The following is a 26,010-nucleotide window of genomic DNA, read 5'->3' as shown; positions in this document are numbered from 1 at the left end:
CTAGTACCCGGAATCAGAGCTGAGTGATACGGCGGCCTTTGAAGCGGCGTGACGGACCTTTTTCTTGGTCCAGACGAAGGGCTCGGCTTTGTCGTTGTACGCGTTGACGTAGGCGTCGATGTGTTCCTGAAGCTGCTTGAGGCTGTAAAGGAGATGCCGCTAAGCGACTGCCCCTGCAGGATCGAAAACCATACCTCGACCTGATTGAGCCAGGACGCACTTGTCGGCGTGAAATGAAATTGCACGTTGGGGTGGGCCTTAAGCCAGTCCTCGTTCTTCTTGTGGGTGTTGAGGTTGTCGAGGATGACGTGAAGCTGGCGGTTCGGAAAGGCCGCGGTGAGGCTGTCCATGAAATCGAGAAACTCGACGCGGCGACGGCGTTTTGAATGGGTCGCGATGATCTTTCCGGTGGCGACTTCGAGCGCCGCAAACAATGTTGTGGTGCCATGCCGCTTGTAATCGTGGCTTTGGCCGGTCAAGGCGCGGCCATTGGGCAACTTCAGATAACCCTGCGCTCGCTCCAAAGCCTGGATCGAGGGCTTCTCGTCCACGCACAGCACAATGGCCTTCGCCGGCGGCGCGACATAGAGGCCGACAACATCGGCGGCTTTGGCCGTAAAGTTCGGGTCGTTGCTCTCGCACCAGGACTTGCGAGCCACCAGGTCAATCTTGTGGCTGCGCAGGAACCGCCAGACATATTGGACATCGACATCGCCCAGCGCCTCGGCCAGCAGGGGGCCGGTCCAGCGCGCAAACCCTTGCGGTGGCGGCTTATCCAGCAGCTTCAGAATCCGCTTGTCGGTCGTCTTCGTATAGATCGGCTGCTTGCCAGGCCGCGGCTTGTCTTGCAGCCCTTCAAGGCCATGGTCGGCATAGCGATGCCGCCAAAGGCTGACAATCCGCGGCTGGACCCCAACTTCCTTGGCGATCGACCGGGTGCTGCGCCCATCCGCCGCCAACAGAACTATCCGCGCCCGCTTCAAATCGCGCTGCAACGTCACCGGTGAGCGACAGCACGCCTCAAGCACCTTGCGATCTTTCCTCGAAAGGTGGACTTCTCTTGCTTCGGGTATCATCCCGACCTTGAATCACGACTCACGTTCCAAGAAAAGTGGGTACTAGGGTAATAAAGTCGACAAGCTCGTCAGCCTGCTTTGCAGTATCTGCCGCCGCTTCTAGCTCGCTTGTCTTGCCCATGCCCGGTATCCCAAGCAGGATGAGACACGGGACTTCGGCCAAAGCGTGCAGCTCTACGCCCCTTGCATCAAGGTATGGACCCATCCGGCTTTCCGAATCCGGCAGGTATCCGTCCATCAATGAGACCTGACTTCCCGTGGGAAACCAGAAACGTTTCCAGCGAAATGGTGTATCCGGCATGGGGCTTCTGGCCTTCACAAAATGACGTCACTAAAGATAGATGAGTTGATAATACCAGTTCAATCAACTGATGCGAGAGGCGATCGCTGCGGGGTGCGAGCGCCGGCAAGTGGATTTTGGAATGCAGTGTAGCCCCATTCGCGGCGTGCCATCTCAAAGACGGAGCGCAGCAACCCCAGCTCCCGTATTACCGTGCCTGGCTGCACCTGCTTCAAGCGCGTGTCGCGATAACGGCTAAAGGTAGCTGCATCGATCCTTGCAAGTGGCAGTGCGCTCCATCGGTGACGAAGGAACACTTCGATCCGTTTTCGCTCCGGGACGATGCCGCGCTTCTCGCTCGTGACATTGTCGCGATAACGCGTGAGAAGTTGCGCAACAGTGATCGTATTGAGCGATCGCACGTCGTTAGGGATCAACGTCCGGTCTAGTTCGGCTTCGGTCTGCCGTGCCCAGCGTTGTGCGTCAGACTTGGATTGGAACGACTTGGCTTGTGGCGCGTGTCCGTAGCGCCGTACTTGGACCTGCCACTTGCCGTTTCTGAACCGTAGGCTTGCCATGCAAAAAGCTCCTCTCGTGTGACCAGCTTGTGACCGGCCGGTTCGAGGAGCTTTTGAGGAGCTACCACCAACGCTCTAAAACGTTGGTAGATCAAGAGAAACGCTGGCGCACCCGACACGATTCGAACGTGTGACCTTTGCCTTCGGAGGGCAACGCTCTATCCAGCTGAGCTACGGGTGCAGTGGGCCTCATTTAGCCGATTGGCGAGGGGTGGGCAACCGCTTCCGCCGTGTTCGGCCACGTTGATTTGCGGGCAATGCGGCCAGGAACCGGCAGGCTGTCGCAGCCAAGCCGTATTGCCGCATAAAGCGCCTGGTCGGCCAGGCCCAGCAGCCGGTCGGGGGTGCCGTCGGCCTCGCCGGGAATGTGGCTGGCGACGCCGACGCTGAGTGTGACGTGGTCGCCGGCTTCCTGGCGCTATGGGCGATCCGCAAGGCCATGACGGCGATGCGGATCTCGCCATCTCAGGCCACCGCCGCCACCGGAACGGCGTGGCTCGGGCCGAACAGCTTTCGCACCTCGCTGGCGGGCTTCGGCGCGCTGAACAGATAGCCCTGCATCTCGGTGCAGCCGAGCGCGCGCAGCAGCTCGCGCTGGGCCTCGGTCTCGACGCCCTCGGCGACCGTGGTCATGTGGCTCGCGGCGGCGATGTTCACCACCGCCTGCACGATCACGGGCGCGCCGCTCGTCTCCGCGATGTCGGCGACGAAGCAGCGGTCGATCTTGATCTTGTCGAACGGGAAGCGCTTCAGATAGCTCAACGAGGAGTAGCCCGTGCCGAAATCGTCGAGCGCGATCCGCACGCCGATCGCGCGAAGCTGGTGCAGGATCGCGAGCGCCGCCTCGTCGTCGCGGATCAGCACGGCCTCGGTGATTTCGAGCTCGAGCCGGCGCGGATCGAGTCCGGAGGCGGCGAGCGCGCCGGCGATCCTGAGCGCCAGCGTGTCGCATTTGAGCTGCACCGGCGAGACGTTGACCGCAACCCGCACATGCGCCGGCCAGGTCGCGGCTTCGTTGCAGGCCATGCGCAGCACCCAGTCGCCGAGCTCGTTGATCAGGCCGGTATCCTCGGCGATCGGAATGAACTCCGCCGGCGAGATTCCGCCGCGTTCGGGATGGCGCCAGCGCAGCAGCGCCTCGCAGCCGGAGACCTCGCCCGAGCGCAGATCGACCAGCGGCTGATAGTGGATCTCGAAGCCGCCGTTCACCAGGGCCTGACGCAGATCCTGCTCCATGGTCAGGCGCGCCTTGGCGCACGCGTCCATTTCCGGCTCGAAGAAGCGGTGGGTGCGGCGTCCCTCGGCCTTGGCGCCGTACATCGCGAGGTCGGCGTTCTTGATGAGTTGGTCGAGATCGTTGCCGTCCTGCGGCGCCAGCGCGATGCCGATGCTGGCGTCGGTGGAGAGCTGGTGGCCGAGACAGTGATAGGGCTGCCGGATCGCCTCGTAAATCCGCGTCACGAAGGACAGCACGTCGGCACGGGACTGGATTCCGGTCTGGATCACCGCGAACTCGTCGCCGCCGAGCCGCGCGATCAGGTCGCTCTTCTTGAGGCAGCCACGGAGGCGGGTGGCGATCGCCTTCAACAGCTCGTCGCCGACGTGATGGCCGAGCGAATCGTTGATGCCCTTGAATTCGTCGACGTCGATGTAGAGCAGCGCGAACTGCCCGCCGTCGGCGACCTTCGCCAGCTCGCGTTCGATCTGCTCGCGGAACAACGTACGATTCGGCAGGTCGGTCAACGCATCGTAGTGCGCCATATGCGCGATCTTCTCGTGGGCGCGCCGCCGCTCGGTGACGTCCTCGACAACATTGATGATGTAGCGCGGCTCGCCGGACTTGTCGCGAATGCCGATCCGGGTCGAGGTGATGTAGCGCCGTCCGATGGTCGGGGTGCTCCAGATGTGCTCATCCAGAAATAGTCCGTCCGGCGATTGCAGCAGCTTGTCGTCGTCCCGGGTGATGATCTCGGCGGCGTCCGTCGGATAAAGGTCGAACGCGGTCTTGCCGACGATCGTCTCGGGGGCGGTGACGAGTTGCTCCTCGGCCACCTCGTTGGCCAGGAGGTAGCGCCGCGTGTGGGCGTCCTTCACGGTGATGCGCGAGGGAATATGGTCGATGATCTCGCGCAGGAAGGTGTGGTTGCGATCGCGCTCCTGTTCCAGGTTGCGGCGCTCGGTGATGTCTTCGATCGTGGCGACCCATCCGCCCTGCGCGAGCGGGGTGTTGATGACCTGGAAGGCGCGGCCGTTGGCGATCTGATGGGTTCTCGTGGAGACCGTGCCTTCGGCGACGGTCCTCATGACGTCGTCGCAAAATTCCTCGACGTCGCCGTCGAACGCGTCACGTTCCTTGCGATGGTACATCGCCTCGCGGATGTGACAGCCGGGCTTGATGACGTCGTGGGAGAGGCCGAACATGTCGGCGTAGCGGCGGTTGCAGGTGACGATGTATCCGGCGGCGTCGTACAGGATCAGCCCTTGCGACATGTTGTTCAAGGCCGTGTCGAGCCGCAGCCGCTCCGCTTCGATTCCCTCCTGGGCTTCGCGGTTCTGCCGGTTGATCTGGCGGATGATCAGAAAGAGGATCAGCGCGATCACCACGGCCGAAAGCGCGGCCGTCGTGACCATGAAGCCGGTCTGCTGCCGCCAGTCGGCAAGCGCCGCCGCCGTGGTGTTGGTGGCAACGATGACCAGCGGGAAATGGTTCAGCGACGCGGCTGAGCCAAGCCGCTCCTCGCCGTCGACCGGGCTCCTGACGCGAAGCGTTTGATGGCCGCCCTCGGTCAGCACCTTGTGCATCAGCGGCGCGGTCTTGAAGCTCCTGCCGATCAGCTCCTCGACATGCGGATAGCGCGCCAGCATCTTGCCTTCGCGATCGAACAGCGAGATCGCCGTGCCTTCGGCGAGCGCCACGGATGCGAAATAGTTCTGGTAGCTGTCCGGATCGATCCGCCGGACCATCGCACCGACGAAGGTGCCGTCCGGCAGGCTCAGCCGGCGTGCGACGACCGTGGTCCATTTGCCGATGATGAAGCTGCGGACGGACTCCAGCAGCACCGGTTCGGCCATCGGGTCCGATTTGAAGGTCTGGAAGTAGGCGCGCGAGGAGATGTTGATCTTCGGCAACGGCTGGGCCCGCGACCAGTTGATCAGTTCGCCGTCGGCATCGTAGATCGCGATGTCTCCGAGATAGGAGACCGAGCTGACCTTGCTGCGCAGCATCTGGTTTGTGGCAGGTCCGTACATGCGCTCGCGGAACATCCCGGGCGAGGCGATGCCCGGCAGGTTCATCTGCCCGATCAGATCGGCGGCGACGACGTCGGAATCCTCGAATTGCTGATCGAAATGCCGCGCGATCAGCTGCACTGTGTTTTCCAGCTCGCGCTCGCGGTTGGTGAGGGTTCGCTCGCGGAATTCGCCGACGGCCATGGCGGTCACGGCGAAGATCCCCGCGACCAGCAACACGCCGCACAGGGTCAGCCACAGGACAGGACCACGCCGCGCCAAGGCCGCCCAGCCGTTCTTTGCGGCTAAGGACATTCCGGCTGCCACCGTGGAAAAGACCTGGCGCATTCCCCCTCCCTGGAGGAACATGAATACACCGCACAAATGGCCCAAACCTTAGGAAAGCCGGTTACCTGAGCATTAATGCGGTTGCACGGCCAGGCCGCATGCAGCTGGGCGGGAATCGCTCCGCGGTTGCGCGATGCGCGTAACAATCGCTGCGCTGCATCACTAACGGCAGCTTAATGCGAGGCGCCCGCGCTCTTGTCACCGCCGCCACTGCGCAGCCGTCCGACCACGCCGGTCGGGAAGAAATAGACGCTGGCAATGAACAGCAGCCCGAGCCACAGCAGCCAGCGGTCGGGATGCAGAAGTCCCGGCAGCAGCGGCAAGCCGGCTTCCGACGCCGCCTTGGAGGCGACGCCCATCAGCGACTGGAGATAGTTCTGCGCGAGGATGAAGATGGTGGCGCCGATGATCGCGCCGTAGATCGTGCCCATGCCGCCGATCACCACCATCAGCAGGATGTCGAGCATGATCGAGAAGCTGAGCGAGGTGTCAGGGCCGGCGTAGCGCAGCCACAATGCGTTCAGGATGCCGGCGCTGGCGGCGACGAGGGCCGCGAGGCAGTTGGCGTAGGTCAGGTGGAACACGGTGCGGAAGCCGAGCGCCTCGGCGCGAAAACGGTTCTCGCGGATCGCCTGCAGCACACGGCCGAACGGCGAGTTCACCACGCGCAGCAATGCGAGGATCATCAGGGCCGAGATGGCGAGCACGAGGTAATAGGTGAGAATGCGGCCGTTGACCTCGAAGCCGAACAGGTTTCTGGAGATCAGCACCGTGCCGGGGCGCAGCAGTTCGGGCAGCTGGAAGCTGCGGCCATCCTCGCCGCCGGTCAGCCAGGACAGCTGCGAGGCCAGCACCTGGAAGGCGGAGGCGACCGCCAGCGTGATCATGGCAAAGAAGATCGCTGCGACCCGCAGCGAAAACAGTCCGATCGCGAGCGCGAGCAGGGCCGCCAGCGGCAGGCCGACGACGATGCCGGTTGCGACCGCGGCCCAGTTCGGACCCATCCCGTACAGCGCGATCGCGATCGCGTAGCTGCCGATGCCGTAGAACATGGTGTGGGCGAACGACACCGAGCCGGTATAGCCGAGCAGCAGGTCGTAGGAGGCGACCAGCGCGGCGAAGACGCAGATCTTGGCCGCAACGTTCAGCGCCTTGGCACCGGGAAACAGGAACGGCGTCGCCGCAAGCGCCAGGATGATGAGGACGAGGACGAGCGTGAGAACGCGGCTGCGCGGCGGATCGCCTGAGAGGATCATCATCGGCTGGTCACCGCATAGAGGCCGCGCGGCCGCCACATCAGAATGGCGACCATCAGCAGGATGTTGGAGACGAGGGCGAGTTTCGGCACCAGGAAGCCGCCGTAATTGGCGACCATCGCCACCAGGATCGCGCCGATGAAGCAGCCGCCGATCGACCCGAGCCCGCCGATGATGACGACGATGAAGATCAGCACGGTGAGGTCGTCGCTCATGGAGGCGTGGACCTGCTCGCGATAGAGCGCCCACATCACCCCGCCGAGGCCTGCGAGCGCGGAGCCCGTCATGAACACGCCGAGGAACAGGCGGCGGATGCGATAGCCGAGCGCCTCGACCATCTCGCGGTTCTCGACCCCGGCGCGGATCAGCAGGCCGAGCTTGGTGCGGTTGAGCACGAGCTGGATCGCGATGAAGACGGCAAGGCCGATCAGCGTCGCCAGCACGCGGTATTTGGCGATCGCGACGTCGCCGAGGATGAAGGAGCCGCGCAGCGAGGTGGGCAGCGGCATCGGGATGATCTGCGGCCCCCACAGCGCATAGAGCGTCTGCTCGGCGACGATCAGGCCGCCGGTCGTCATCAGGATCTGCTTCAGATGCTGGCCGTAGACCGGCAGGATCAGCACGCGCTCGACGACCAGGCCGAGCGCGCCGGACACCGCCATCGACAGCAGCGCAGCCGGCGCCAGCACCGCGAGGTTCATCCAGAGCGAATCGGCCTGAATGGACGCCGCAAACGGTGCCAGCACCAGGGTTGCGACATAGGCGCCGACGGCGATGAAGGCGCCATGACCGAAATTGAGCACGTCCATCAGGCCGAACACCAGCGTCAGCCCGGAGGCCATGATGAAGATCATCATGCCCATGGCGAGGCTCGCGGCGGTCAGCGTCAGCCAGGTGCTGGGCGAGCCGACCAGCGGGATCACCAGGAGGGCGAGCGCGATCGGCAGCAGGATCGGCGCGATGTCGCGCTTCGGCTTCGGCAGCGGATCGTTTGCGGCAAGTTCTGTCACTGATGCGCCTCCAGGCTCAGGCCGAGCAGCCGCTCCTGCAGCGGCACGTCGGCGGCGAGCGCCGCCATCTCGCCGCGATGAACGATGGTGCCGTTGTCCATGACCAGCACGTTGTCGCCGAGCTCGCGCGCGGCAAAGAAGTTCTGCTCGACCAGGAGAATGGTGGCGCCCTTGCGCTTGATCTCCTTCAGGCACTCGATCAGCGCCATGACGATGGCGGGCGCCAGCCCCTTGGTCGGCTCGTCGATCAGCAGCAGCTTTCGTGGCTCGATAATGGCGCGCGCGATCGACAACATCTGCTTCTGTCCGCCCGAGAGACTTCCCGCGCGCGACAGCCAGAACCGGCGCAACGCCGGGAAGAAGCCGAAGATCCAGTCGAGCTGGGCGTCGTCGAGCGGCCCGTCGCGGGCCGCCAGCACGAGGTTCTCCTTCACCGTGAGATCGGAGAACACCGCCATGCTTTCGGGCACGTAGCCGACGCCGAGCCGGGCGATGTCGGGCGTGGCGCGGCTCTCGATGCGCATCCCGGCGAGGCTGATCTCGCCCTTCGAGGCCTGCCACAGGCCCATGATGGTGCGCAGCGTCGTGGTCTTGCCGGCGCCGTTGCGGCCGAGCAGCATCGTGGTCTGTCCTTGCGGGACGACGAGATCGATGCCCTGGAGGATGTGATAGCGGCCGATATGGGTGTGCACGCCGGAGAGTTTCAACAGCTCGGTCATGCGGCGCTCTTCGGTGCGATGCCGAGATAGGCCTCCTGCACGATCGGCGAGGCGATCACTTCGGCAGGTACGCCGTCGGCGACGAGCTGGCCGTTATGCAGCACGATGATGCGGTCGGCCAGCGAGCGCACCACGTCCATCTTGTGCTCGACCAGCAGAATGATCTTGCTCCTGTCCTGCTTGAGCTGCGCGATCAGGTTGAGCACCACAGGCACCTCGTCGATGCTCATGCCGGCGGTCGGCTCGTCGAACATGAACACCTTCGGCTCCAGCGCGATCATCAGCGCCACCTCCAGCTTGCGCTGGTCGCCATGCGACAGCGCGGTCGCGGCGACGCCGCGGCGGCCACCGAGCGCGACCTGGTCCAGGATGGCGTCGGCGCGCGCGATCAGGTCGCGGCGGACCATCCACGGCCGCAGCATGTCGTAATGGGTGCCGTTCGCCGCCTGTACCGCGAGGCGGACGTTCTCTTCCACGGTGAGGTTCGGAAACAGGTTGGTGAGCTGGAAGGCGCGTCCGAGGCCCGCGCGGGTGCGCAGCGGCGCGGAATGCTGGGTGATGTCGGTGCCGTTGAACAGGATGCTGCCACTCGATGCGCGTAGCTGGCCCGAGATCAGGTTGAAATAGGTGGTCTTGCCGGCGCCGTTCGGCCCGACGATGGCGGTGAGCTCGCCGGGGCGGAACGTGCAGGAGACGTTGTTGACCGCGACGTGGCCGCCGAAGCGGATGGTGAGGTCGCGGGTTTCGAGAGAGAGCGTCATTCGATGTTTCGACCGAGTTTGGCGAATAAAATGGAGATGTATCCGCGATCACGCTGCGCTCCCTCCCCCGCTTGCGGGGGAGGGTTGGGGAGAGGGTGTCTCAGCAATCGAGAACCCCCGAGCGAGAAGAGCCCCCACCCGGCCTCCCCCGCAAGCGGGGGAGGTGAAGCAAGAAAGCTCAGCGCTTGTTGCGGACGGGAACGTCCATGTCCTCGATCTTCAGCTCGCGCACCGGCTCGAGCACGGCCCAGGCGACGTTCGGATCGACCTTGACCTTGAAGTGATACATGCTCTGGAGCGCCTGATGGTCGTCTTTCCGGAACACCATCTTGCCCTTCGGCGTGTCGAACTCCAGGCCTTCCATCGCGGTGATCAGCTTCTCGGTGTCGGTCGACTTCGCCTTGGTGACGGCGGCGACGACGGACATCGCGGCGGCGAAGCCGCCCGCGGTGAAGAAGTCCGGCGGCGCGTTGAAGCGCTTCTGGTGCTCGGCGACCAGCCAGTCGTTCACCGGGTTCTTCGGGATCTCGTAGAAGTAATAGGTGGCGCCTTCCATGCCGGGCAGGCCCTTGTAGGCGGCGAGCGCCGGCAGGATGTTGCCACCGGTGGAGAGCTCGATGCCGTAGCGCTTCGGATCCATGTCCTGGAGCTTGGCCAGCGGATTGCCGGCGCCGGCCCAGATCACCCAGATCACCTTGCGGCCCGGCTTGTCCTTCAGCGCGTCGAACAGGCGCTGGCCGACCGCGGTGAAGTCGGTGGTCGAGGTCGGGGCATATTCTTCGGCGGCGAGCGTCGCGCCGGTCTTGGCAAGCGCCTCCTTGAAGGCGGCGACGCCGTCGCGGCCGAAGGCATAGTCCTGCGCCAGCGTTGCGACGGTGACGCCCTGCTTGCCGATCGCGACCGCATTCGAGATCGCGTCCTGCGAGGAGTTGCGCGCGGTGCGGAAGATGTAGCGATTCCACTTCTCGCCGGTAATCTGGTCCGCGACCGCCGGCTCGACGATCAAGATCTTCTTGTTCTCCTCGGCGACCGGGAGAATGGCAAGCGCTGCGGCCGACGATGTCGTGCCGATCGCGATATCAGCCTTGTCGTCCTGATAGGCTTCCGCGAGCGCTGCCTTGGAGAGATCGGGCTTGCCCTGGTCGTCCTTGGTGATGACGACGATCTTGCGGCCGTCGAGCGTCATGGTGCCCTTGGTGGCGTACTCAAAACCCATCTGCAGGCCGGTCTCGGTCTGCTTGGCGTAGGCCTCGAGCGGACCGGTCTTGCCGTAGATCAGCGCGACCTTGAGGTCGTCGGCCCGTGCGGAGGTGCCCGCGGCGAGGGCGAGGATGGTTGTTGTTATGATGAGTGATCGACGCACGATGGTCCCTCCTGATTCAAAGTTTCTCGGTAACAGCGAGTTGCACAACGTTACGAACATTGCAATTCATCCTTCCGGCGGACTGCGCCGGCACATGAGCATGCATCATTTTTAGGCCTGCCGTGTCACGCGCGTGTCGCCTGATGCGGCGGGGCTGCCGGCAGACTCGATCTGCCGCCAGTCCGACTGTGCCTCTTCCGCGCTCTCGAAGATGTGCGGCGCGACGCCGCGCTTCTCCAGGGCTTCGCCGAGCTTGATGCGCAGGAAGCCGGACGTGGTGTAGCGCGACACGCCGGAATAGAAGCGGTCGACGAGGCTGCGCACCATGGCCGAATAGTCGTCCATCAGCTCCGGCAGGATCGAGAAGTTGTCGTAGTTGACGATGGCGTAGACCCGGCGGCCGAGCGGGGCGAGCTTCGCCTCGACGAGGGCCGCGATCGCATCGATCTCGGCCTTACTGCGCAGCGGATAGCGTTCCAGGTTGACGAAGAACAGGTTCTGCTGCTCGTCGAGCGTGAAGCGCTGGTCGAGCGGAATGGTCAGCAGTCGCTCGCGCAGGTCCATGGGGCCGTCGCGGAAGATGCGGGTGTCCATCAGGATAGGGTCGCGCGGGATCAATGGCTTGAAATCCATCAGGCGCAGGATGTCGCGCTCGATGTCGATGCCGGGCGCTATTTCCATGAGTTCGAGCCCGTCGGGCCGCAACGCGAAGACGCAGCGCTCGGTGACATAGAGCACGCGCTGCCCCCGCGCCGCCGCGAAGGGACCGCTGAAGGTGACGTGCTCGACGCTGTCGACGAATTTACGAGACCTCGCCTCGTCGAGGATGGCGAGCTTTCCGTCGTTCACCGCAATGCGCTGCTTGCCGGCGCCGAACGTGCCGACGAAGACGACCTCCTTGGCGTTCTGGCTGATGTTGATGAAGCCGCCGGCGCCCGCGAGCTTCGGCCCGAACTTGCTGACGTTGAGGTTGCCGGCGCGGTCGACCTGGGCGAGCCCGAGGAAGGCGGCATCCAGGCCGCCACCGTCGTAGAAGTCGAATTGATACGGCTGATCGATCACCGCCTGGGTGTTGATCGCCGCGCCGAAATCGATCCCGCTCGCCGGGATGCCGCCGATCACGCCGGGCTCCGCCGTCAGCGTGATGAGATCGATGATCCGCTCTTCATTTGCGACCGAAGCGATCCCTTCGGGCATGCCGATGCCGAGATTGACCACGCTGTTGGCCTTGAGCTCGAGCGCGGCGCGCCGGGCGATGATCTTGCGCTCGCTGACCGGCATCACGGGCAGGGAGGCGGCGCGGACCCGGATCTCGCTCGAGAAGGCCGCATTGTATTGCGTGCCGAAGGTCTGCCAGTGGTTCTCAGGTCTCGCCACGACGACGCAATCGACGAGGATGCCGGGAATCTTGACCTGGCGCGGATTGAGGCTGCCGCTCTCGGCAACGCGCTCGACCTGGGCGATGACGATGCCGCCGGAATTATGCGCCGCCATGGCGATCGCGAGCGCCTCCAGCGTCAGCGCCTCCTTCTCCATGGTGAGATTGCCGTCGGGATCGCCCGTCGTGGCGCGGATGATCCCGACTTGAATCGGAAACGTCCTGTAGAGCAGGCATTCTTCGCCGCCGATCTTGATCAGCTCCACCATGTCCTCGGTGGTGCGCGCATTCAGCTTGCCGCCGCCATTGCGGGGGTCGACGAAGGTGCCCATGCCGACGCGGGTGATGTGGCCGGGCCGGCGCGCGGCGATGTCGCGGAACAGATGCGTGATGACGCCCTGCGGCAGGTTATAGGCCTCGATCTGATTGGCGATCGCAAGCTGCTGGAGCTTCGGGGCAAGGCCCCAGTGCCCGCCGATCACGCGCCGGACCAGGCCTTCATGCGCGAAATGATTGAGGCCGCGATGCTTGCCGTCGCCCTGGCCGGCCGCGTAGACGAGCGTCAGATTGCGCGGCTTGCCCTGCGTGTAGGGCGCATCGCCCTCGTGTGAGAGATAGAGCTCCTCCAGTGCGATCGCGATCTCCTCGGCAAAGCCGATGCCGACGAAACCGCCGGTCGCGACGGTGTCGCCGTCGCGGATCAGCATGACCGCTTCGGCCGCCGTGACGACCTTGCCTTTCTCGGAATTGCGCAGATAGGGCAGAGCTGGATGATGGCTCACGGCGTTCCTCCCGATCCCTGGACGGTATGCCGTCGTTGCTGTGCGTCGATCCTAGCGCGGGGAGCAGGCCCGGAACAGGCTGCTCCTCGCGACAAGAGGTATCGTCAGGACGTTCAGGACTGCACTATCTTGCGTGTTTCGGTGGCGAAATAGACCGACACGACGGTGATGATCGCCAGCGCGATCATGTAGAGCGAGATCGGCCAGGTCGCCGGCGCGTACGCCGTCATCAATCCCGTCGCGATCAGCGGCGACAATGCGCCGGCGAAGATCGAGGCGAGGTTGTAGCCGAGCGAGACGCCGCTATAGCGCACCTTGGTGCCGAACAGCTCCGACAGGAAGCTCGCCTGCGGGCCGTACATCGCGGCGTGACCGACGGCGAGGCCGAGCACGATCGCGATCCAGGCATATTGCGGGTTCTTGGTCGAAAGCAGCATGAACAGCGGGAACGACATCAGCGCCGAGAACACCGCGCCGAAGATGTAGATCGGCCGCCGCCCGAGCCGGTCGGAGAGCGCGCCGAAGGCGGGAATGGTGAAGGTCTCGATCGCCGCGCCGATCAGCACGCCGTTGAGCATGTCCTGCTTGTTCATGCCGAGCGATTGCGTCGCATAGGCGAGCACGAAGGTCGCGTAGATGTAGAAGAAGCCGTTTTCGGCAAAGCGCGCGCCCATCGCGAGCAGGATGTTCTTGGGATACATCCGGATCGCCTCGAGGATCGGCATCTTGACCTCTTGCTTGGTGTCCTTGACCTTCTGGAACTCCGGCGATTCCGCGATGGTGAAGCGAATCCACAGGCCCACCAGCACCAGCGCGATCGAGAACAGGAACGGGATGCGCCAGCCCCAGGAAAGAAGCTGTGCGTCGGTCAGCATCGCGGACACCACCGAGAACACCAGCGTGCCGAGCACGAGGCCGAGCGGCGCCCCGAGTTGCGGCCAGCTGCCGTAGAATCCCTTCTTGTCCGCGGGCGCATGCTCGACCGCCATCAGCACCGCGCCGCCCCATTCGCCGCCGAGGCCAAAGCCCTGGATCAGCCGGCAGGTCACCAGCAGGACCGCGGCCCAGATGCCGGCGGTCTCGTAGGTCGGCAGGAAGCCGATCGCCGCGGTCGCCGCGCCCATGATCAGCAGGGTCAGATAGAGCATGGTCTTGCGGCCGATCTTGTCGCCGTAGTGGCCGAACACGACGCCGCCGAGCGGACGCGCGATGAAGCCGAGCGCGTAGGTCGCGAACGCCAGCAGCGTTCCCATCATGGGGTCGAAGGTCGGGAAGAACAGCTTGTTGAAGATCAGCGCCGCGGCGGTGCCGTAAAGGAAGAAGTCGTACCACTCGATGGCCGTGCCGATCAGGCTCGCGGTGGCGACGGTCACGTGCGAGGGCTGTCTCGCCTCAAGCTGATGGACTGAGATCGCTTCACTCATCTTGCGTCCTCCCTAGTTGCGAATGCGCATGTGCAGCATGCGTCATTGTGCAGGGCGAAGAGCAAGCTCCGCGCCAGATGCCGCAGGTTTGCGCAAAATGGCTGAAAACCCAGCAGTTTCAGCGCCCGCCCCGGGACAGAGCGGCAACGCGCCGTGTCTGGAGTCCGAGACTCCGGACACGCGATGTCTCGCAACTCAGACGGATGCGGCTCCCGAGGCGAGGCCGAACTTGGCGAGCTTCTTGTAGAAGGTCGCGCGCGAGATCTGGAGCATCTTGGCGGCCTCCGAGATCTGGCCGTTGCTGGCGGCGAGCGCCTGTTCCAGCGTGTGCTTCTCGAACTCGGCCTCGGCTTCCGCATAGGGCAGGACGAGGCCGGCCGGCCGCGATGGTGCCGTGGGCACCGTCTCCGCGCCGACGGGGAGAATGCGATCGAAGTCGTCGCTGGTGAGGCGTCCCGAATCGCTCAGGATCAGCGCGCGTTCCAGGATGTTGCGCAGTTCGCGGACATTGCCGGGCCAGCCATAGCGCGCAAGCGCAGCCAGACCGCTGGGCGTGATCCTGGCATTGAGGTAGTCGCCGGATGCGCTGATGTCTTCGAGCAGCCGTCCGCAGATCTCGGGCAGGTCGTCCAGGCAGTGGCGCAGGGGCGGCAGCTCGATCGAGAGCACGTTCAGCCGGTAGTAGAGATCCGCCCGGAATGTCCCCTCGCTGACCCGCTTGTGCAGGTCGACATTGGTGGCCGCAATCACGCGCACGTCGACCCTGGTGACCTTGTCGGAGCCGAGTGGCTCGATCTCGCGCTCCTGCAGCACGCGCAGCAGCTTGGCCTGCAATTGCAGCGGCATCTCGCCGATCTCGTCGAGAAACAGCGTGCCCCCGTCGGCGATCCGGAATTTGCCGTCGCGACCCTTGCGGTCCGCGCCGGTATAGGCGCCCGGCGCGGCGCCGAAGAACTCCGATTCGATCAGCGTATCCGGGATCGCCGCGACGTTGACGCTGACGAACGGCCTTTCGGCGCGGGCGGAGGCGTTGTGGATGGCCTGCGCCAGCATCTCCTTGCCGGTGCCGGTCTCCCCGGTGAGGAGAACGGTGACACTCTGGCGCGCTGCGCGCGCTGCAAGTTCCTTGGCCTGTGCGATGCCGGCGGTTGCACCGACATAGTCGTCGAAAGTGAACCGGGCGGCGCGCGCATGCGACAATTGCCGCCGCGCCAGCCGCAAATCGTTCTCGAGCTGGGCGACGCGACCGAGCAGTGGCTTCAGGCCCTCGAGGCGGTCGTAAAGCACGAAGCCGATCGCGCCGATGATATTCCCCTTCTCGTCCTCGATCGGCATGCGGGTCACGACGAGTTGCTCGCCGCCGAGCTCCATGATGTCGAGGATGATCGGTTCGCCCGTTTCCACGACCCTGCGCATCAGGCTGTTGGGGATGACCTCCTCGATCGGGCGGCCGAGCGCCTCGGATTCGTGCGAGAGGCCCATCGCAGTGACGTATTTTTCGTTGACATACACCACGCGTCCGCTGCATCGATCGCGATGGCGCCCTCGCACAGATGCTCCAGCCGCTCGAACAGCGTCTCCATGGCGCGTGCGCGGATATAGGCGGGATCGCTGACGACGGAAGAGGGACCGGACATGGCGTGCCTCGCGGGAAGCCCGCCTGTTTATTACCAAAAGGGCAGCAATTTCAAAGGGGAGAATTGGCGCTGGCTTCGCGACCCATTCTCGGTCGTCGTCCTGGACAAGCGAGCAAAGCGAGCGCCGATCCAGGACCCATTACCCCAGGAAGCTGTTTGGCGAAGACTCGTGGTCACCATCCCGCGCCACGGCACCCGCCTGGGGTAATGGGTCCTGGCTTTCGCCAGGACGACGGCGGTGTTTGTTGCGCCGCTGTCGCCCTACCGCCGATACCCGCCCGCCCGCGAATAGCCCTGTCGGTTCTGCTGCATCGGGCGGCTGGCCACGCTGGCGCGGGACTCGCTGGCGACGGGTGTTGCGAGCTTCAGCTCCTCCAGGAAGATCGGCCGCGAGAAATAATAGCCCTGCGCGTAGCGGATCTTGGTCGCGGCCTGGAGGTAGGCGAGCTCCTCGTAGGATTCGAGGCCCTCGGCGATCACGGTCATGCCGAGCGCTTCGCTCAAGGATTCGATCGCGCGCAGGATGCCCTGGCTGCGCGGCCGCTTATGGATGTCGGTGATGAAGGAGCGGTCGATCTTGATCTCGTCGGCCGTGATGTCGGCGAGCGCCGAGAGCGAGGAATAACCGGTGCCGAAATCGTCGATCGAGATGCCGACGCCGAGCTTGCGGAACATCGGCAGGATTTCCGACTGGAAATGGCTTTTGGCGACGAAGGCCTCTTCCGTCAGCTCGATCATGAAGCGTTGGGGAAAGCCGGTGTTGTCCAGCGCCTGCGCGAAGCTGCGCATGAACTCGGGATTGCCGGCCTGCCTGGCGGCGACGTTGATGCTGATGGAGGCGTCCGCGCCGAACGTGTCGTTGATCAGGTCGATCGACTTGACGATCTCGGCGAGCACGAGATGGGTCAGCTCGTCGATCAGTCCGAGCTCGCCGGCAAGGTTGATGAACGAGCCCGGCGCCTGGATCACGCCTTCGTCGTCGCGCAGCCGCACCAGGGCCTCGATGCCCTTCACGGCCTGCGTGCGGATGTCGACCTTGGACTGGAACGCGCAGCAGAAGCGCTTCTCCAGGATGGCGAGCCGCAGCGACTGCTCGATCTTGGTGCGCGCCAGCGCCTCGCGCTCCATGCTGGCGTCGAAGAAGGCGGCCGATCCCTTGCCGTCGTTCTTGATGCGGTACATCGCGATGTCGGCGTTCTGACGCAGCATCTCGAAGCTGCTTCCGTGATCGGGATAGATGCTGATGCCGACCGAGGTCGAGGCGAAGACCTCCGAATGGTCGATGAAGAACGGCGCGGTCAGCCGCTCCAGCGTCGCTTGCATGAATTCGGCGACTTCCTCCTGGCCCTGGATCGGGGAGAGCAGCAGCAGGAATTCGTCGCCCGAGATGCGCGACAGCATGTCGGAATCGCGCAGGTCGCGCCCGAGCCGCTTCGCGAGCTCGACCAGCAGCGCGTCGCCGACGGCGTGGCCGTAATAGTCGTTGATGTGCTTGAAATTGTCGACGTCGAGAAAGGCGAGCGCGAAGCGCTCGCCGCCGCCATCGCGCGCGAGCAGGTTGTTGGCGCGGTGCTCGATCACGCGCCGCGACGGCAGGCCGGTCAGCTCGTCGAAATAGGCCGAGCGGAACAGCTGGTCCTCGAAATTCTTCTGCTCGGTGATGTCGGAGGAGGCGGAGATCAGGAGCTCGCGTCCGGCGAGGCGAACGGGGCGATGGGTCGTGAGCAGCACCTGGCGCGCCGCGCCGTCGTGCAGGGCTTCCTCGGTGACGACCGCCTGGCCGGCGCTCAGCGCCCGGCGGCAGGCTTCCTGGCGCGGCGTCAGATCGGGCGAGGGACGGCTGCCGTCCATGCCGAGCTGCGCCGCTGCGGCATCGTTAACCAGCAGAAGCTCGCCATGGGGGTCCTGAACGGTCAGGCCGGCCGGCAGCATTCTAACGATTTCCTTGAGGAATCCGAGTTCGGCTTCGCTCGCGCCGGAATATCTGTTGTCGTTCATAGAAGTCATGAATCTTGTTGTTTCAGCGCGCCTTTGCAATGGGCGCGATCTTGCGTGGTTCCCTCTTAAGTTCGGTTAAGGGGTCCGGAGAAATACGGTGGTGTCTTGCGGCGATGCGGCACGCGCGCCGATCGTCATTAACAGAGGGTCAATGCGCCCAGCGAAATCGCGAGCGGAGCGCGCGGGTCTGCTTTCGCTTTAGCGGCTTTCGCCTTGGGGGATGCGGCATTGCATGATGCAATGCAGCCCGGTCTTCAGATACGAGATCTCGGTCCTGCCATCGAAGGCGGAAAGCGCCGATTTCAGCAGCTTGGTGCCGAAGCCAGGCTCGGACACCTTGTCCACGGTTGGCCCCTCGGTCTCGTCCCAGGTGATGGTCAGGCGATCGTCGCTGACGGTCCACGACACCTGCAGCAGACCGCGCGGCGCAGAGAATGCGCCGTATTTGCCTGCATTGGTGGCGAGCTCGTGAAACATCAATGACAGCGTGACCGCGAGCTTCGCCGGCAGGAACAGCCGGTCGCCGTTGAGGGTGAAGCGGACGTGGCCGTAGGGGCCGAGCTCCGAGATCAGGAGATCGCGGATGTCGCAGCCGGCCTTGTCGATCCGCGAGATCAGATCGTCGGTTGCGGCCAGCGATCGCAGCCGCGGATCGACCCGGGCCCAGACCTGCGGCTGGTCATGCAGCACCTGGTGAATCACGGCGTGCACTGTCGAGAGCTTGTTCTTCAGCCGGTGCTGGAGCTCGTCGACCAGCAGCTTGCGATAGTCTTCTTCCTCGATCAGGCGCTTGGAGATCCGGCGCTGCTCCGCCAGCATGGTGCGATAGTGCTCGACGCCCCAGATGGTCAGCGCGCTCACGGCCCAGTAGTGCGCCAGCAGGGCAAAACGCGCGCGATCGGCAAGCGCGTCGCTGAAATTCACGACGACGCCGAGCACGCCGCCGACGATCGCCGTCACGATGCCGATCCGGAAGCCTCCGAACGCGGCGGCAAAGAACACGGCCGGAAAGTACGGGGTGAAGTAGACGTCGGGCCGCACTTGCGCGAGGCCCCAGCGCGCCAGCGTCGCAACGAGCAGGCAGGCCACCGCAAAGGCAATGCTCAAGCCGAGCGACGGAGGTGCCGCGCCCTGCCAGCCCTTGCGGAATTCGTCGATCAGCTTCTCCATGCGCCGCCCGGTTGCGAGGTGCGTTCGTTGCGAATGTTACGCATCTCGCCAGCGCAAGCAAAGCTTGCCTTGTCGGGAGCCGGCAGGAATAGTGACCGTCGCGGTGCCGACTGTCGCGGCGCCGTCGTCGATCGGTATCCGCCATTTGGCGTCAAGAGGTTCGAAAACAGGGACATTCCATGGGCAGGCTGGACGGAAAGGTCGCGGTGATTACGGGTGCGACGAGCGGGATCGGATTACGGACCGCTGAAGTCTTCGTTGCCGAAGGTGCCAAAATTGTGATCGCGGGGCGGCGCATACCGGAAGGCGAGGCGCTGGCGAAGCAGCTCGGGGCCAATTGCATCTTCCGCCAGACCGATGTGACGGTCGAAGCGCAGATGCAGGCGCTGATCGCGCTCGCGGTAGACAAATTCGGCCGGATCGATTGCCTGTTCAACAATGCCGGCGGGCCGGCGCAGACCGGCGGCATTGAGGGCCTCGAGGTCGAGCGCTTCGACGCGGCGATGGCGACGCTGGTGCGCAGCGTCATGCTCGGCATGAAGCACGCCGCGCCCTACATGAAGAAGCAGGGGTCCGGCAGCATCATCAACAATGGCAGCATCGCTGGCCGGCTCGCCGGCTTCTCCTCGTCGGTGGTTTACGGCGCGGCCAAGGCGGCGGTGATCCATCTCACCAAATGCGTGGCGATGGAGCTCGGCGAATCCAACGTCCGCGTCAACTCGATCTCGCCCGGCGCGATCGCGACCGGCATTTTCGGCAAGGCGCTTGGGCTGGCGACCGACGCCGCGGAGAAGACGCCGGCGGTGATGCGCGAAGTCTACAAGACCGCCCAGCCGATCCCGCGCGCCGGCATTCCCGACGACATCGCCCATGCCGCGGTGTTCCTGGCGAGCGACGAATCCAGCTTCATCAACGGCCACGACCTCGTCATCGACGGCGCCATCACCGGCGGCCGCAACTGGAGCCAGCAGCAGCAGGGGTACGTGGCGCTACGCAAGGCGTTCGATCAGGGGGCGTAGCGAGGGATTTTCTGTCGTCATTCCGGGGCGATGCGAAGCATCGAACCCGGAATCTCGAGATTCTCAGGTGCGCAATTGCGCACCATAGCTCGCACTTCGTGCGCCCCGGAATGACGGCGTACCAATTCACACCGCCTTCACCCGCACCTTCAACCCGTCCCGCGGCTTCGGGATCGGCCACATCTGCCAGTCCGGCTTGTAGCCCGGCTCCAGCGACACCTCGATGTTCTGCAGGAAGTGCCGGGCAAAGCATTTGGCCTGCATGTAGGCGAAGTGCAGGCCGAGGCACATATGCGCGCCGCCGCCGAACGGCACCCAGGCGAAGCGGTGGCGGTTGCGCTGGGCCTCCTCGGTGAAGCGCAGCGGATCGAAGCGGTCCGGCTCCGGCCAGATGTCCTTCATGTGATGCGTATAGAGCGGATTGACGCCGACGGCTGTGCCGGCGGGAATCCTGAAACCCTTGAAGGTGCAGTCGCGCATCGCGCGGCGCGGCATCGACGGCACCGGCGGCTTGATCCGCAGCGCTTCCTTGAATGCCATTTCGGACAGCGGCATCTTCTCGAGATCGTCGAAGCTGCTGGGTGCATCAGGAGCGAGCCCGAGTGCCAGAACCTCGGCGCGCAGCCTGTCCTGCCAGTCCGGGTTTGCGGCGAGCTCGCCGATGAAGGAGGTGAGCGACGAGGTCAGCGTGTCGTGCGCCGCCATCATCAAAAAGCTCATGTGGTCGATGATGTCCTGCTCCGACAGCAGCGCACCGTCCTCATGGGTGGCCCGGCAGAGCTGCGAGAACAGATCATCGCCGCCGTGATTGCCGCGGCGGAGCGGAATCTGCTGGCGAAAATAGGCGACGATGCGCTTGCGGCCCGCGACACCGCGCGCCATCTGCGTGCCGGGCAGGGGACGGCGGATCGGCGCGACGGCGGCCGCGACCATGTCGACGAAGGCGCGGTTGATCTCGTCGACCTCCGGCCCGATATCGGCGCCGAGAAAGGACGCGGCGGCGAGATCGAGCGTGAGCTGCTTCATCGCCGGATAGAGCTGCATCTCGCCGGGCTTGGCCTTCCACTGCGCGACGCGCGCGGAAATGCCGCGGTCGAGATCGCTGAGATAGGATTTCATCGGTCCGGACTTGAACGCGACCGACAGCGCCTTGCGGTGCAGCCGGTGCTCGTCGAAATCGAGCAGCATCAATCCGCGCGGAAACAGCAGGCCGAGCACCTTGTTCCAGCCGTGCGTCGACGAGAACAGTTTTTGCTGGTCGAACATCACGAGCTCGTTGGCTTCGGGTCCGAGCAGCACGACATTGGTCTCGCCGAAAACATGGGTGCGGTAGACCGGGCCGTATTTGGCGCCGTTCGCCTCGATATGCCCCTTGGGGTCGGCCAGCACCTGGAAGGTCTTGCCGATGACCGGCCAGCCCTCGTCGCCCGGGATGTGCGTCAGCTCGTTACGCCTGGGGGCGGTAAACTGAAGCGCAGGGGCGGCCACATTCTGCATCGACATGACGAGTGCTCCGGTTGGCTGACCGAACGGACATCGCGCGACCGCAACTTTATTGCGGCCTGCGCCAGCTGACCGGGGCAGCATAGCACAGGCCGATATCGCTTGCTTGAGATCGTGGTTACACGTGTAACGCCAACGAGCCCTACCGCTTCGCCGCTTCCTTCTGCAGATCCGGGGCGTTGACGGCGGGAATGGCGACGCGGCCGGGTCCGGTGACCTTCAGCGCTTCGGCAGCCTTCTCGTTCTCCATGATCTTGGCCATCACGGCCTGGCCGGCGCGTTCGAAGATCGCGCGGTTCTCGATCACGAATTTTTGCGACTTGCGGAGGCCATCGATATAGCCGTTGATCTCCGGCACGACATAGCGCGCGACCAGGTCCCAGCTCCGGCGCGTGTTCTCCGGGTTGGCCCAGTCGTGCACGAAGCCGATCACGGCGCCGACGCCGCCGGAGACCTGCATCACGTTCTTGATCATTTTCACGAGGTCGTCGGGCGTGCCGATGACGGAGGCGGCGCCTTCGACGAAGGCGGTCTTGTCCACGGCATCGTCGGGCGAGGTGAACGCGGTGAGGCCCGGCCGCTGCAACGTGCCGACATTATATTCGTTGTGCCAGCGCATCAGCCCGGCGCCGGCCTCGCGGCGGGCCTGCTCGCGGGTCTCGGCGACGTGCCAGGTCAGCAGCACGCGCCAGTCGGCGCGGTTCACCGTCGTGCCGTGCTTCCTGGCGGCATCCTCGGCGAACTGCCATTGCTGCTGGAGCGACATCAGGCCCTGTGTCGTCATCGAGCCCAGCGAGATGATGCCGATGCCGTATTTGCCGGCGAGCGTCATGCCGGAGGGCGAGATCTGCGAGGCCACCACGAACGGCATTTCCTCCTGCAAGGGCAGGAGCTGGAGCGCGGCATCGTTCATGGTGAACCAGTCGCTCCTGGCGGTGACGCGCTCGCCGTTGAACAGGCGGCGGATCACGCCGATCGCCTCGTCCTGGCGGTCGCGCTGCGTCATCGGGTCGATGCCGAGCGTGTGCGCGTCGGAGGCGAGCGCACCGGGACCGGAGCCGAAGATGGCGCGGCCGCCGGTCATGTGATCGAGCTGCACCATGCGCTGGGCGACGTTGAAGGGATGGTGATAGGGCAGCGACACCACGCCGGTACCGAGCCTGATCCGCTTGGTGCGCTCGCCGGCCGCGGCCAAAAACATCTCGGGCGAGGCGATCATCTCCCAGCCGGAGGAATGGTGCTCGCCGCACCAGAACTCGTCATAACCGAGCGCGTCGAGCTGCTCGACCAGGTCGAGGTCGCGCCGGAACTGGAGCATCGGATGCTCCCCGATCGGGTGATGCGGGGCAAGGAAGGCTCCGAACTTCAGGCGCGCCATGGCGTTCTCTCCGGCTGGATTTTTTGTTTGTTGAGATGGTGAGGCTACGTGCCCGATGGCGCGAACGCAATCGCGCGATGTCCCGCGCGGCGGAATGCAGGCATGCGCTCATCTTCTCCCTCTCCCCGCTTGCGGGGAGAGGGTCGGGGTGAGGGGGAGTCTCCGCGGGGACGGAGGCAGTGGGGTTTCGAGATGCCCACGCCGTCATTGCGAGCGCAGCGAAGCAATGACGCGTCGAGGGGGCGTCGTTCCAATGGACAGTCGACTCGCGGAGACTCCCCCTCACCCGGAATTCAAACTGCGTTTGAATTCCGGCCTCTCCCCGCAAGCGGGGAGAGGCGAAGGAAGATCACCGCGTCATCCTGTTCCACGCATCCAGGCCGGCGATCTTGTACGCCTCCGCCAGCGTCGGGTAGTTGAACGTGTTCTGGATGAAATAGTCGATGCCGTCTTTGAGGTTGAGCACGGCCTGGCCGATATGGATCAGCTCGGTAGCGCCTTCGCCGAGGATGTGCACGCCGAGCAGGCGGCGCGTCTTGGTCGAGAAGATCATCTTCATCATGCCGCTGTTCAGCCCCATGATGTGGCCGCGCGAGGTCTCGCGGAAGCGGGCGATGCCGACCTCGTAGGGAATGCCGCGCGTGCGCACCTCTTCTTCGGTGAGGCCGGCGGTCGAGATCTCCGGCACCGAATAGATGCCGTAGGGAAAGAACTCCGGCGGCGCCAGGGGCTCCATGCCGAGCGCGTGACAGGCGGCGACGCGGCCCTGCTCCATCGAGGTCGAGGCGAGGCTCGGAAAGCCGATCACGTCACCGGCCGCGTAGATGTGGGGCACGCTGGTCTGCAATGTCACGGGATCGACCGTGATGCGCCCGCGATGATCGACGGCGATGCCGGCGGCCTCGAGGTTGAGGCGGTCGGTGGCGCCGACACGCCCCGCTGCGAACAGCAGCATTTCCGTGGTGACGTGACGCCCGTCCGACAAATGCGTGACGATATTGCCCTGCGCATTCTTCTCGATCGCGTTGACCTTGGGTGATGCGGCGCGACGAAGCGCGCCTCGCCGTTGGCGGTGCGCACCAGGTTGCGGCTGAACTGATGCTCGAGAACCTCGACCTCGTGATCGAGGGTTTTCTGCAGCCGGGTCATCAGGTCGCTTGCCGCGATATCCTGCTTCACCCGGTAGGAGCGGCCGTAGAAGCCACGCTCGCGCCAGCCGGACAGATTGAGCACGGTCTCGCGCAGGGTTTTGGAGAGAATGGTGCCGGTGTGGACGGAGACGCCGCCGACCCGCCGGCCCTTCTCCACCACCAGCACGGCCTTGCCGAGCTTGGCGCATTGCACTGCGGCTCGGCGCCCCGACGGGCCCGAGCCGATCACCACCATGTCGTAGTCGTACATCGGAAGACTTCCGAACCCCGCGAGATCCGCGGGAACCGACATGCAGCAATCGGGCCAAAGCGGCAAGAAGGCGGCAAGTCCTACCTCGGAGGTAATCGCATCGATGACGCCGATCTGCGAGCATCGCGCGCAAATAAATTCCGGAAGGGCCGCGCGCCGATGCATCAAACCGTCACAAAGCAGATCGATTCGTCGCGCCGCTGGTGGGTGCTCGGCATCGTCGTCGCCGCCCAGTTCATGTTCGGCGTCGACGCCTTCATCGTGAACGTCGCCATTCCGACCATCGCCGTCGATCTGCACGCAACGCCGGCGCAGATCGAATCCGTCATCGCGATCTATCTGATCGCCTATGCCACGCTGGTCGTCACCGGCGGCAGGCTCGGCGACATCCACGGGACCAAGAACGTATTCCTGGCCGGCGTGCTCGGCTTCACCCTGACCTCGCTGTGGTGCGGGCTGGCGCAATCAGGCGCGGAGCTGATCATCGCGCGGCTGGCGCAGGGCGCCACCGCCGCGCTGATGGTGCCGCAGGTGCTGGCGACGCTGCATCTGTTGTTCACCGACGGCCAGCGCAACCGCGCCTTTGCCGTCTACGGCATTGTGCTCGGGCTTGCGGGCGCCGCGGGCTTCCTGCTCGGCGGGCTTCTCGTCACGCTCGATCTCGCCGGCACCGGCTGGCGCTCGGTGTTCTTCGTCAACGTTCCCGGCGGCCTCGTCATCGCCGGTGCCGCCTGGCGCATCATGCCGTCGGTGCCTCGCCGGGCCGGTACGAAGCTCGACATCAAGGGCAGTGTTGTGCTGTTCGCAGGGTTGTTGTGCCTGATCGGTCCGCTGCTGTTCGGGCACGATGTCGGCTGGGCGCCGTTTCTGTGGGCGGCGATGGCGTTCGGCGGGGTGATCCTCGCGCTATTCCTGAAGCTCGAGCACGCAGTCGGGCGCGCCGGCGGCATGCCGCTGATCGATCTCACGCTGCTGGCGGATGCGGCGTTCCTGCGCGGCCTCGGCGCGGCCTTCTTTTTCTTCGTCGCCAATCTCTCGTTCTATCTCGTCATGACGCTGTTCATGCAGCGCGGCCTGAAGATCCCGCCGCTCGAAGCCGGCATGGCCTTCATTCCGCTCGCGTTCGCCTTCATCGTGGCCTCGCGTCACAGCGGTGTGCGGGCGCGCCATCGCGGCACCAAGGTGTTGATCGAGGGCTGCGCGCTTCAGATCGCGGGCCTCGCCGCGCTCGCGCTTGTTGTAGTCGATCTCGATGCGCCGACGCCGATCGGGCTTGCGCTCACCATGATCATCTTCGGCTACGGTCAGGGCCTGGTGATGGCGCCGCTGTCCGGCGCGGTGCTTTCCACCGTAAAGCCCGTCGCCGCAGGCTCGGCGTCCGGCATGTACGGCACCATTGCGCAGATCGGAAATGCGGCCGGAGTGGCCGCAATCGGCGCATTGTTCTTCGCGCTCGAAGCTCTGCAATCACCGCGCGCAGGATTTCTCGTCTCGCTCGCGCTGTTTGTGACATTAATAATGATCTGCGCCGCATTTCTGGCGTGGATGCGCCGCGCATCTGCACGAAGTTGAGGCATTGCGGTTAATGCGTGCGGTTTCTCCGTGAATTTCTGGTAATTGACAGCACACACACTTTTCATTTTGCAGTGCAGCAACTATCTGGTTTGGGTGGACGTTGAACGTCGCCTGCCAGGAGTTGCC

Annotated in this window: 17 protein-coding genes, 1 tRNA gene and 2 pseudogenes; 2 read left to right on the top strand and 18 right to left on the bottom strand. The window is 64.6% G+C overall.

Annotation, left to right across the window (positions count from 1 at the left end; translation table 11 throughout):
* Positions 1 to 13: 13 nt before the first annotated feature.
* The 15 genes and pseudogenes from ACFLEY_RS46140 to ACFLEY_RS46070 all read right to left on the bottom strand — a co-directional run bounded on the left by ACFLEY_RS46140 (position 14) and on the right by ACFLEY_RS46070 (position 19,008).
* Positions 14 to 1,076, bottom strand: a pseudogene (locus ACFLEY_RS46140) (IS630 family transposase).
* A 19-nt stretch (positions 1,077 to 1,095) separates the two neighbouring features.
* Positions 1,096 to 1,377 (bottom strand): hypothetical protein, encoded by a 282-nt coding sequence (locus ACFLEY_RS46135; protein WP_129557403.1) that lies wholly within the window; start codon positions 1,375 to 1,377, stop codon positions 1,096 to 1,098.
* Positions 1,378 to 1,436: 59 nt separating this feature from the next.
* Positions 1,437 to 1,934 (bottom strand): hypothetical protein, encoded by a 498-nt coding sequence (locus ACFLEY_RS46130; RefSeq protein ID WP_129557402.1) that lies wholly within the window; start codon positions 1,932 to 1,934, stop codon positions 1,437 to 1,439.
* Positions 1,935 to 2,038: 104 nt separating this feature from the next.
* Positions 2,039 to 2,115 (bottom strand) — tRNA-Arg (locus ACFLEY_RS46125).
* A 284-nt stretch (positions 2,116 to 2,399) separates the two neighbouring features.
* Positions 2,400 to 5,510: an EAL domain-containing protein gene (locus ACFLEY_RS46120; RefSeq protein ID WP_038965178.1), complete on the bottom strand. Its 3,111-nt coding sequence runs from the start codon at positions 5,508 to 5,510 to the stop codon at positions 2,400 to 2,402.
* Positions 5,511 to 5,683: 173 nt separating this feature from the next.
* Positions 5,684 to 6,769, bottom strand: coding sequence for a branched-chain amino acid ABC transporter permease (locus tag ACFLEY_RS46115; RefSeq protein WP_171463731.1), 1,086 nt, complete (start codon positions 6,767 to 6,769; stop codon positions 5,684 to 5,686).
* Positions 6,766 to 7,776, bottom strand: coding sequence for a branched-chain amino acid ABC transporter permease (locus ACFLEY_RS46110; RefSeq protein WP_011083706.1), 1,011 nt, complete (start codon positions 7,774 to 7,776; stop codon positions 6,766 to 6,768). The genes ACFLEY_RS46115 and ACFLEY_RS46110 overlap by 4 nt, the downstream gene beginning before the upstream one ends.
* Positions 7,773 to 8,495, bottom strand: coding sequence for an ABC transporter ATP-binding protein (locus ACFLEY_RS46105; protein WP_011083707.1), 723 nt, complete (start codon positions 8,493 to 8,495; stop codon positions 7,773 to 7,775). The genes ACFLEY_RS46110 and ACFLEY_RS46105 overlap by 4 nt, the downstream gene beginning before the upstream one ends.
* Positions 8,492 to 9,256, bottom strand: coding sequence for an ABC transporter ATP-binding protein (locus ACFLEY_RS46100; RefSeq protein WP_060909502.1), 765 nt, complete (start codon positions 9,254 to 9,256; stop codon positions 8,492 to 8,494). Before ACFLEY_RS46100 ends, ACFLEY_RS46105 begins: the two co-directional genes overlap by 4 nt.
* A 178-nt stretch (positions 9,257 to 9,434) precedes the next feature.
* Positions 9,435 to 10,619, bottom strand: a complete 1,185-nt coding sequence (locus ACFLEY_RS46095; protein WP_028172584.1) for a substrate-binding domain-containing protein — start codon at positions 10,617 to 10,619, stop codon at positions 9,435 to 9,437.
* 111 nt (positions 10,620 to 10,730) lie between these two features.
* Positions 10,731 to 12,779, bottom strand: a complete 2,049-nt coding sequence (locus ACFLEY_RS46090; RefSeq protein ID WP_060909501.1) for an acyl CoA:acetate/3-ketoacid CoA transferase — start codon at positions 12,777 to 12,779, stop codon at positions 10,731 to 10,733.
* 113 nt (positions 12,780 to 12,892) lie between these two features.
* Entirely contained in the window at positions 12,893 to 14,203 is a 1,311-nt protein-coding gene (locus tag ACFLEY_RS46085) for an MFS transporter (RefSeq protein WP_039186767.1), read from the bottom strand.
* A gap of 195 nt (positions 14,204 to 14,398) precedes the next feature.
* A complete protein-coding gene (locus ACFLEY_RS46080; protein ID WP_309142264.1) occupies positions 14,399 to 15,718 on the bottom strand; it encodes a sigma 54-interacting transcriptional regulator in 1,320 nt (439 codons plus the stop codon).
* Positions 15,719 to 16,101: 383 nt separating this feature from the next.
* On the bottom strand, positions 16,102 to 17,838 hold the full coding sequence (locus ACFLEY_RS46075) for a bifunctional diguanylate cyclase/phosphodiesterase (protein ID WP_060909500.1): 1,737 nt from the start codon (positions 17,836 to 17,838) through the stop codon (positions 16,102 to 16,104).
* A 198-nt stretch (positions 17,839 to 18,036) separates the two neighbouring features.
* On the bottom strand, positions 18,037 to 19,008 hold the full coding sequence (locus ACFLEY_RS46070) for a sensor histidine kinase (protein WP_060909499.1): 972 nt from the start codon (positions 19,006 to 19,008) through the stop codon (positions 18,037 to 18,039).
* 179 nt (positions 19,009 to 19,187) lie between these two features.
* Here ACFLEY_RS46070 and ACFLEY_RS46065 point away from each other — a divergent pair, with 179 nt between their 5' ends.
* Positions 19,188 to 20,027: an SDR family NAD(P)-dependent oxidoreductase gene (locus tag ACFLEY_RS46065; RefSeq protein ID WP_060909498.1), complete on the top strand. Its 840-nt coding sequence runs from the start codon at positions 19,188 to 19,190 to the stop codon at positions 20,025 to 20,027.
* A gap of 126 nt (positions 20,028 to 20,153) precedes the next feature.
* On the opposite strand, the gene ACFLEY_RS46060 is transcribed toward ACFLEY_RS46065, so the two are convergent.
* From ACFLEY_RS46060 to ACFLEY_RS46050, 3 genes and pseudogenes are all read right to left on the bottom strand, one after another.
* Positions 20,154 to 21,530 carry a cytochrome P450 gene (locus tag ACFLEY_RS46060; protein WP_060909497.1) on the bottom strand — a complete coding sequence of 459 codons (1,377 nt, stop codon included), beginning with the start codon at positions 21,528 to 21,530 and terminating at the stop codon, positions 20,154 to 20,156.
* Between the two features lie 142 nt (positions 21,531 to 21,672).
* A complete protein-coding gene (locus tag ACFLEY_RS46055; protein WP_060909496.1) occupies positions 21,673 to 22,908 on the bottom strand; it encodes an LLM class flavin-dependent oxidoreductase in 1,236 nt (411 codons plus the stop codon).
* A gap of 349 nt (positions 22,909 to 23,257) precedes the next feature.
* A pseudogene (locus ACFLEY_RS46050) lies at positions 23,258 to 24,309 on the bottom strand (FAD-dependent oxidoreductase).
* 159 nt (positions 24,310 to 24,468) lie between these two features.
* On the opposite strand from ACFLEY_RS46050, the gene ACFLEY_RS46045 reads away from it, so the two are divergent.
* Positions 24,469 to 25,881 carry an MFS transporter gene (locus tag ACFLEY_RS46045; protein ID WP_060909495.1) on the top strand — a complete coding sequence of 471 codons (1,413 nt, stop codon included), beginning with the start codon at positions 24,469 to 24,471 and terminating at the stop codon, positions 25,879 to 25,881.
* Positions 25,882 to 26,010 lie beyond the last annotated feature (129 nt).

It is taken from the genome of Bradyrhizobium sp. YCK136, from assembly GCF_044570075.1.
Classification (GTDB): domain Bacteria; phylum Pseudomonadota; class Alphaproteobacteria; order Rhizobiales; family Xanthobacteraceae; genus Bradyrhizobium; species Bradyrhizobium diazoefficiens.
Note: the sequence above shows the minus strand (reverse complement) of the source record. Positions and strands in the feature narration are given on the sequence as shown.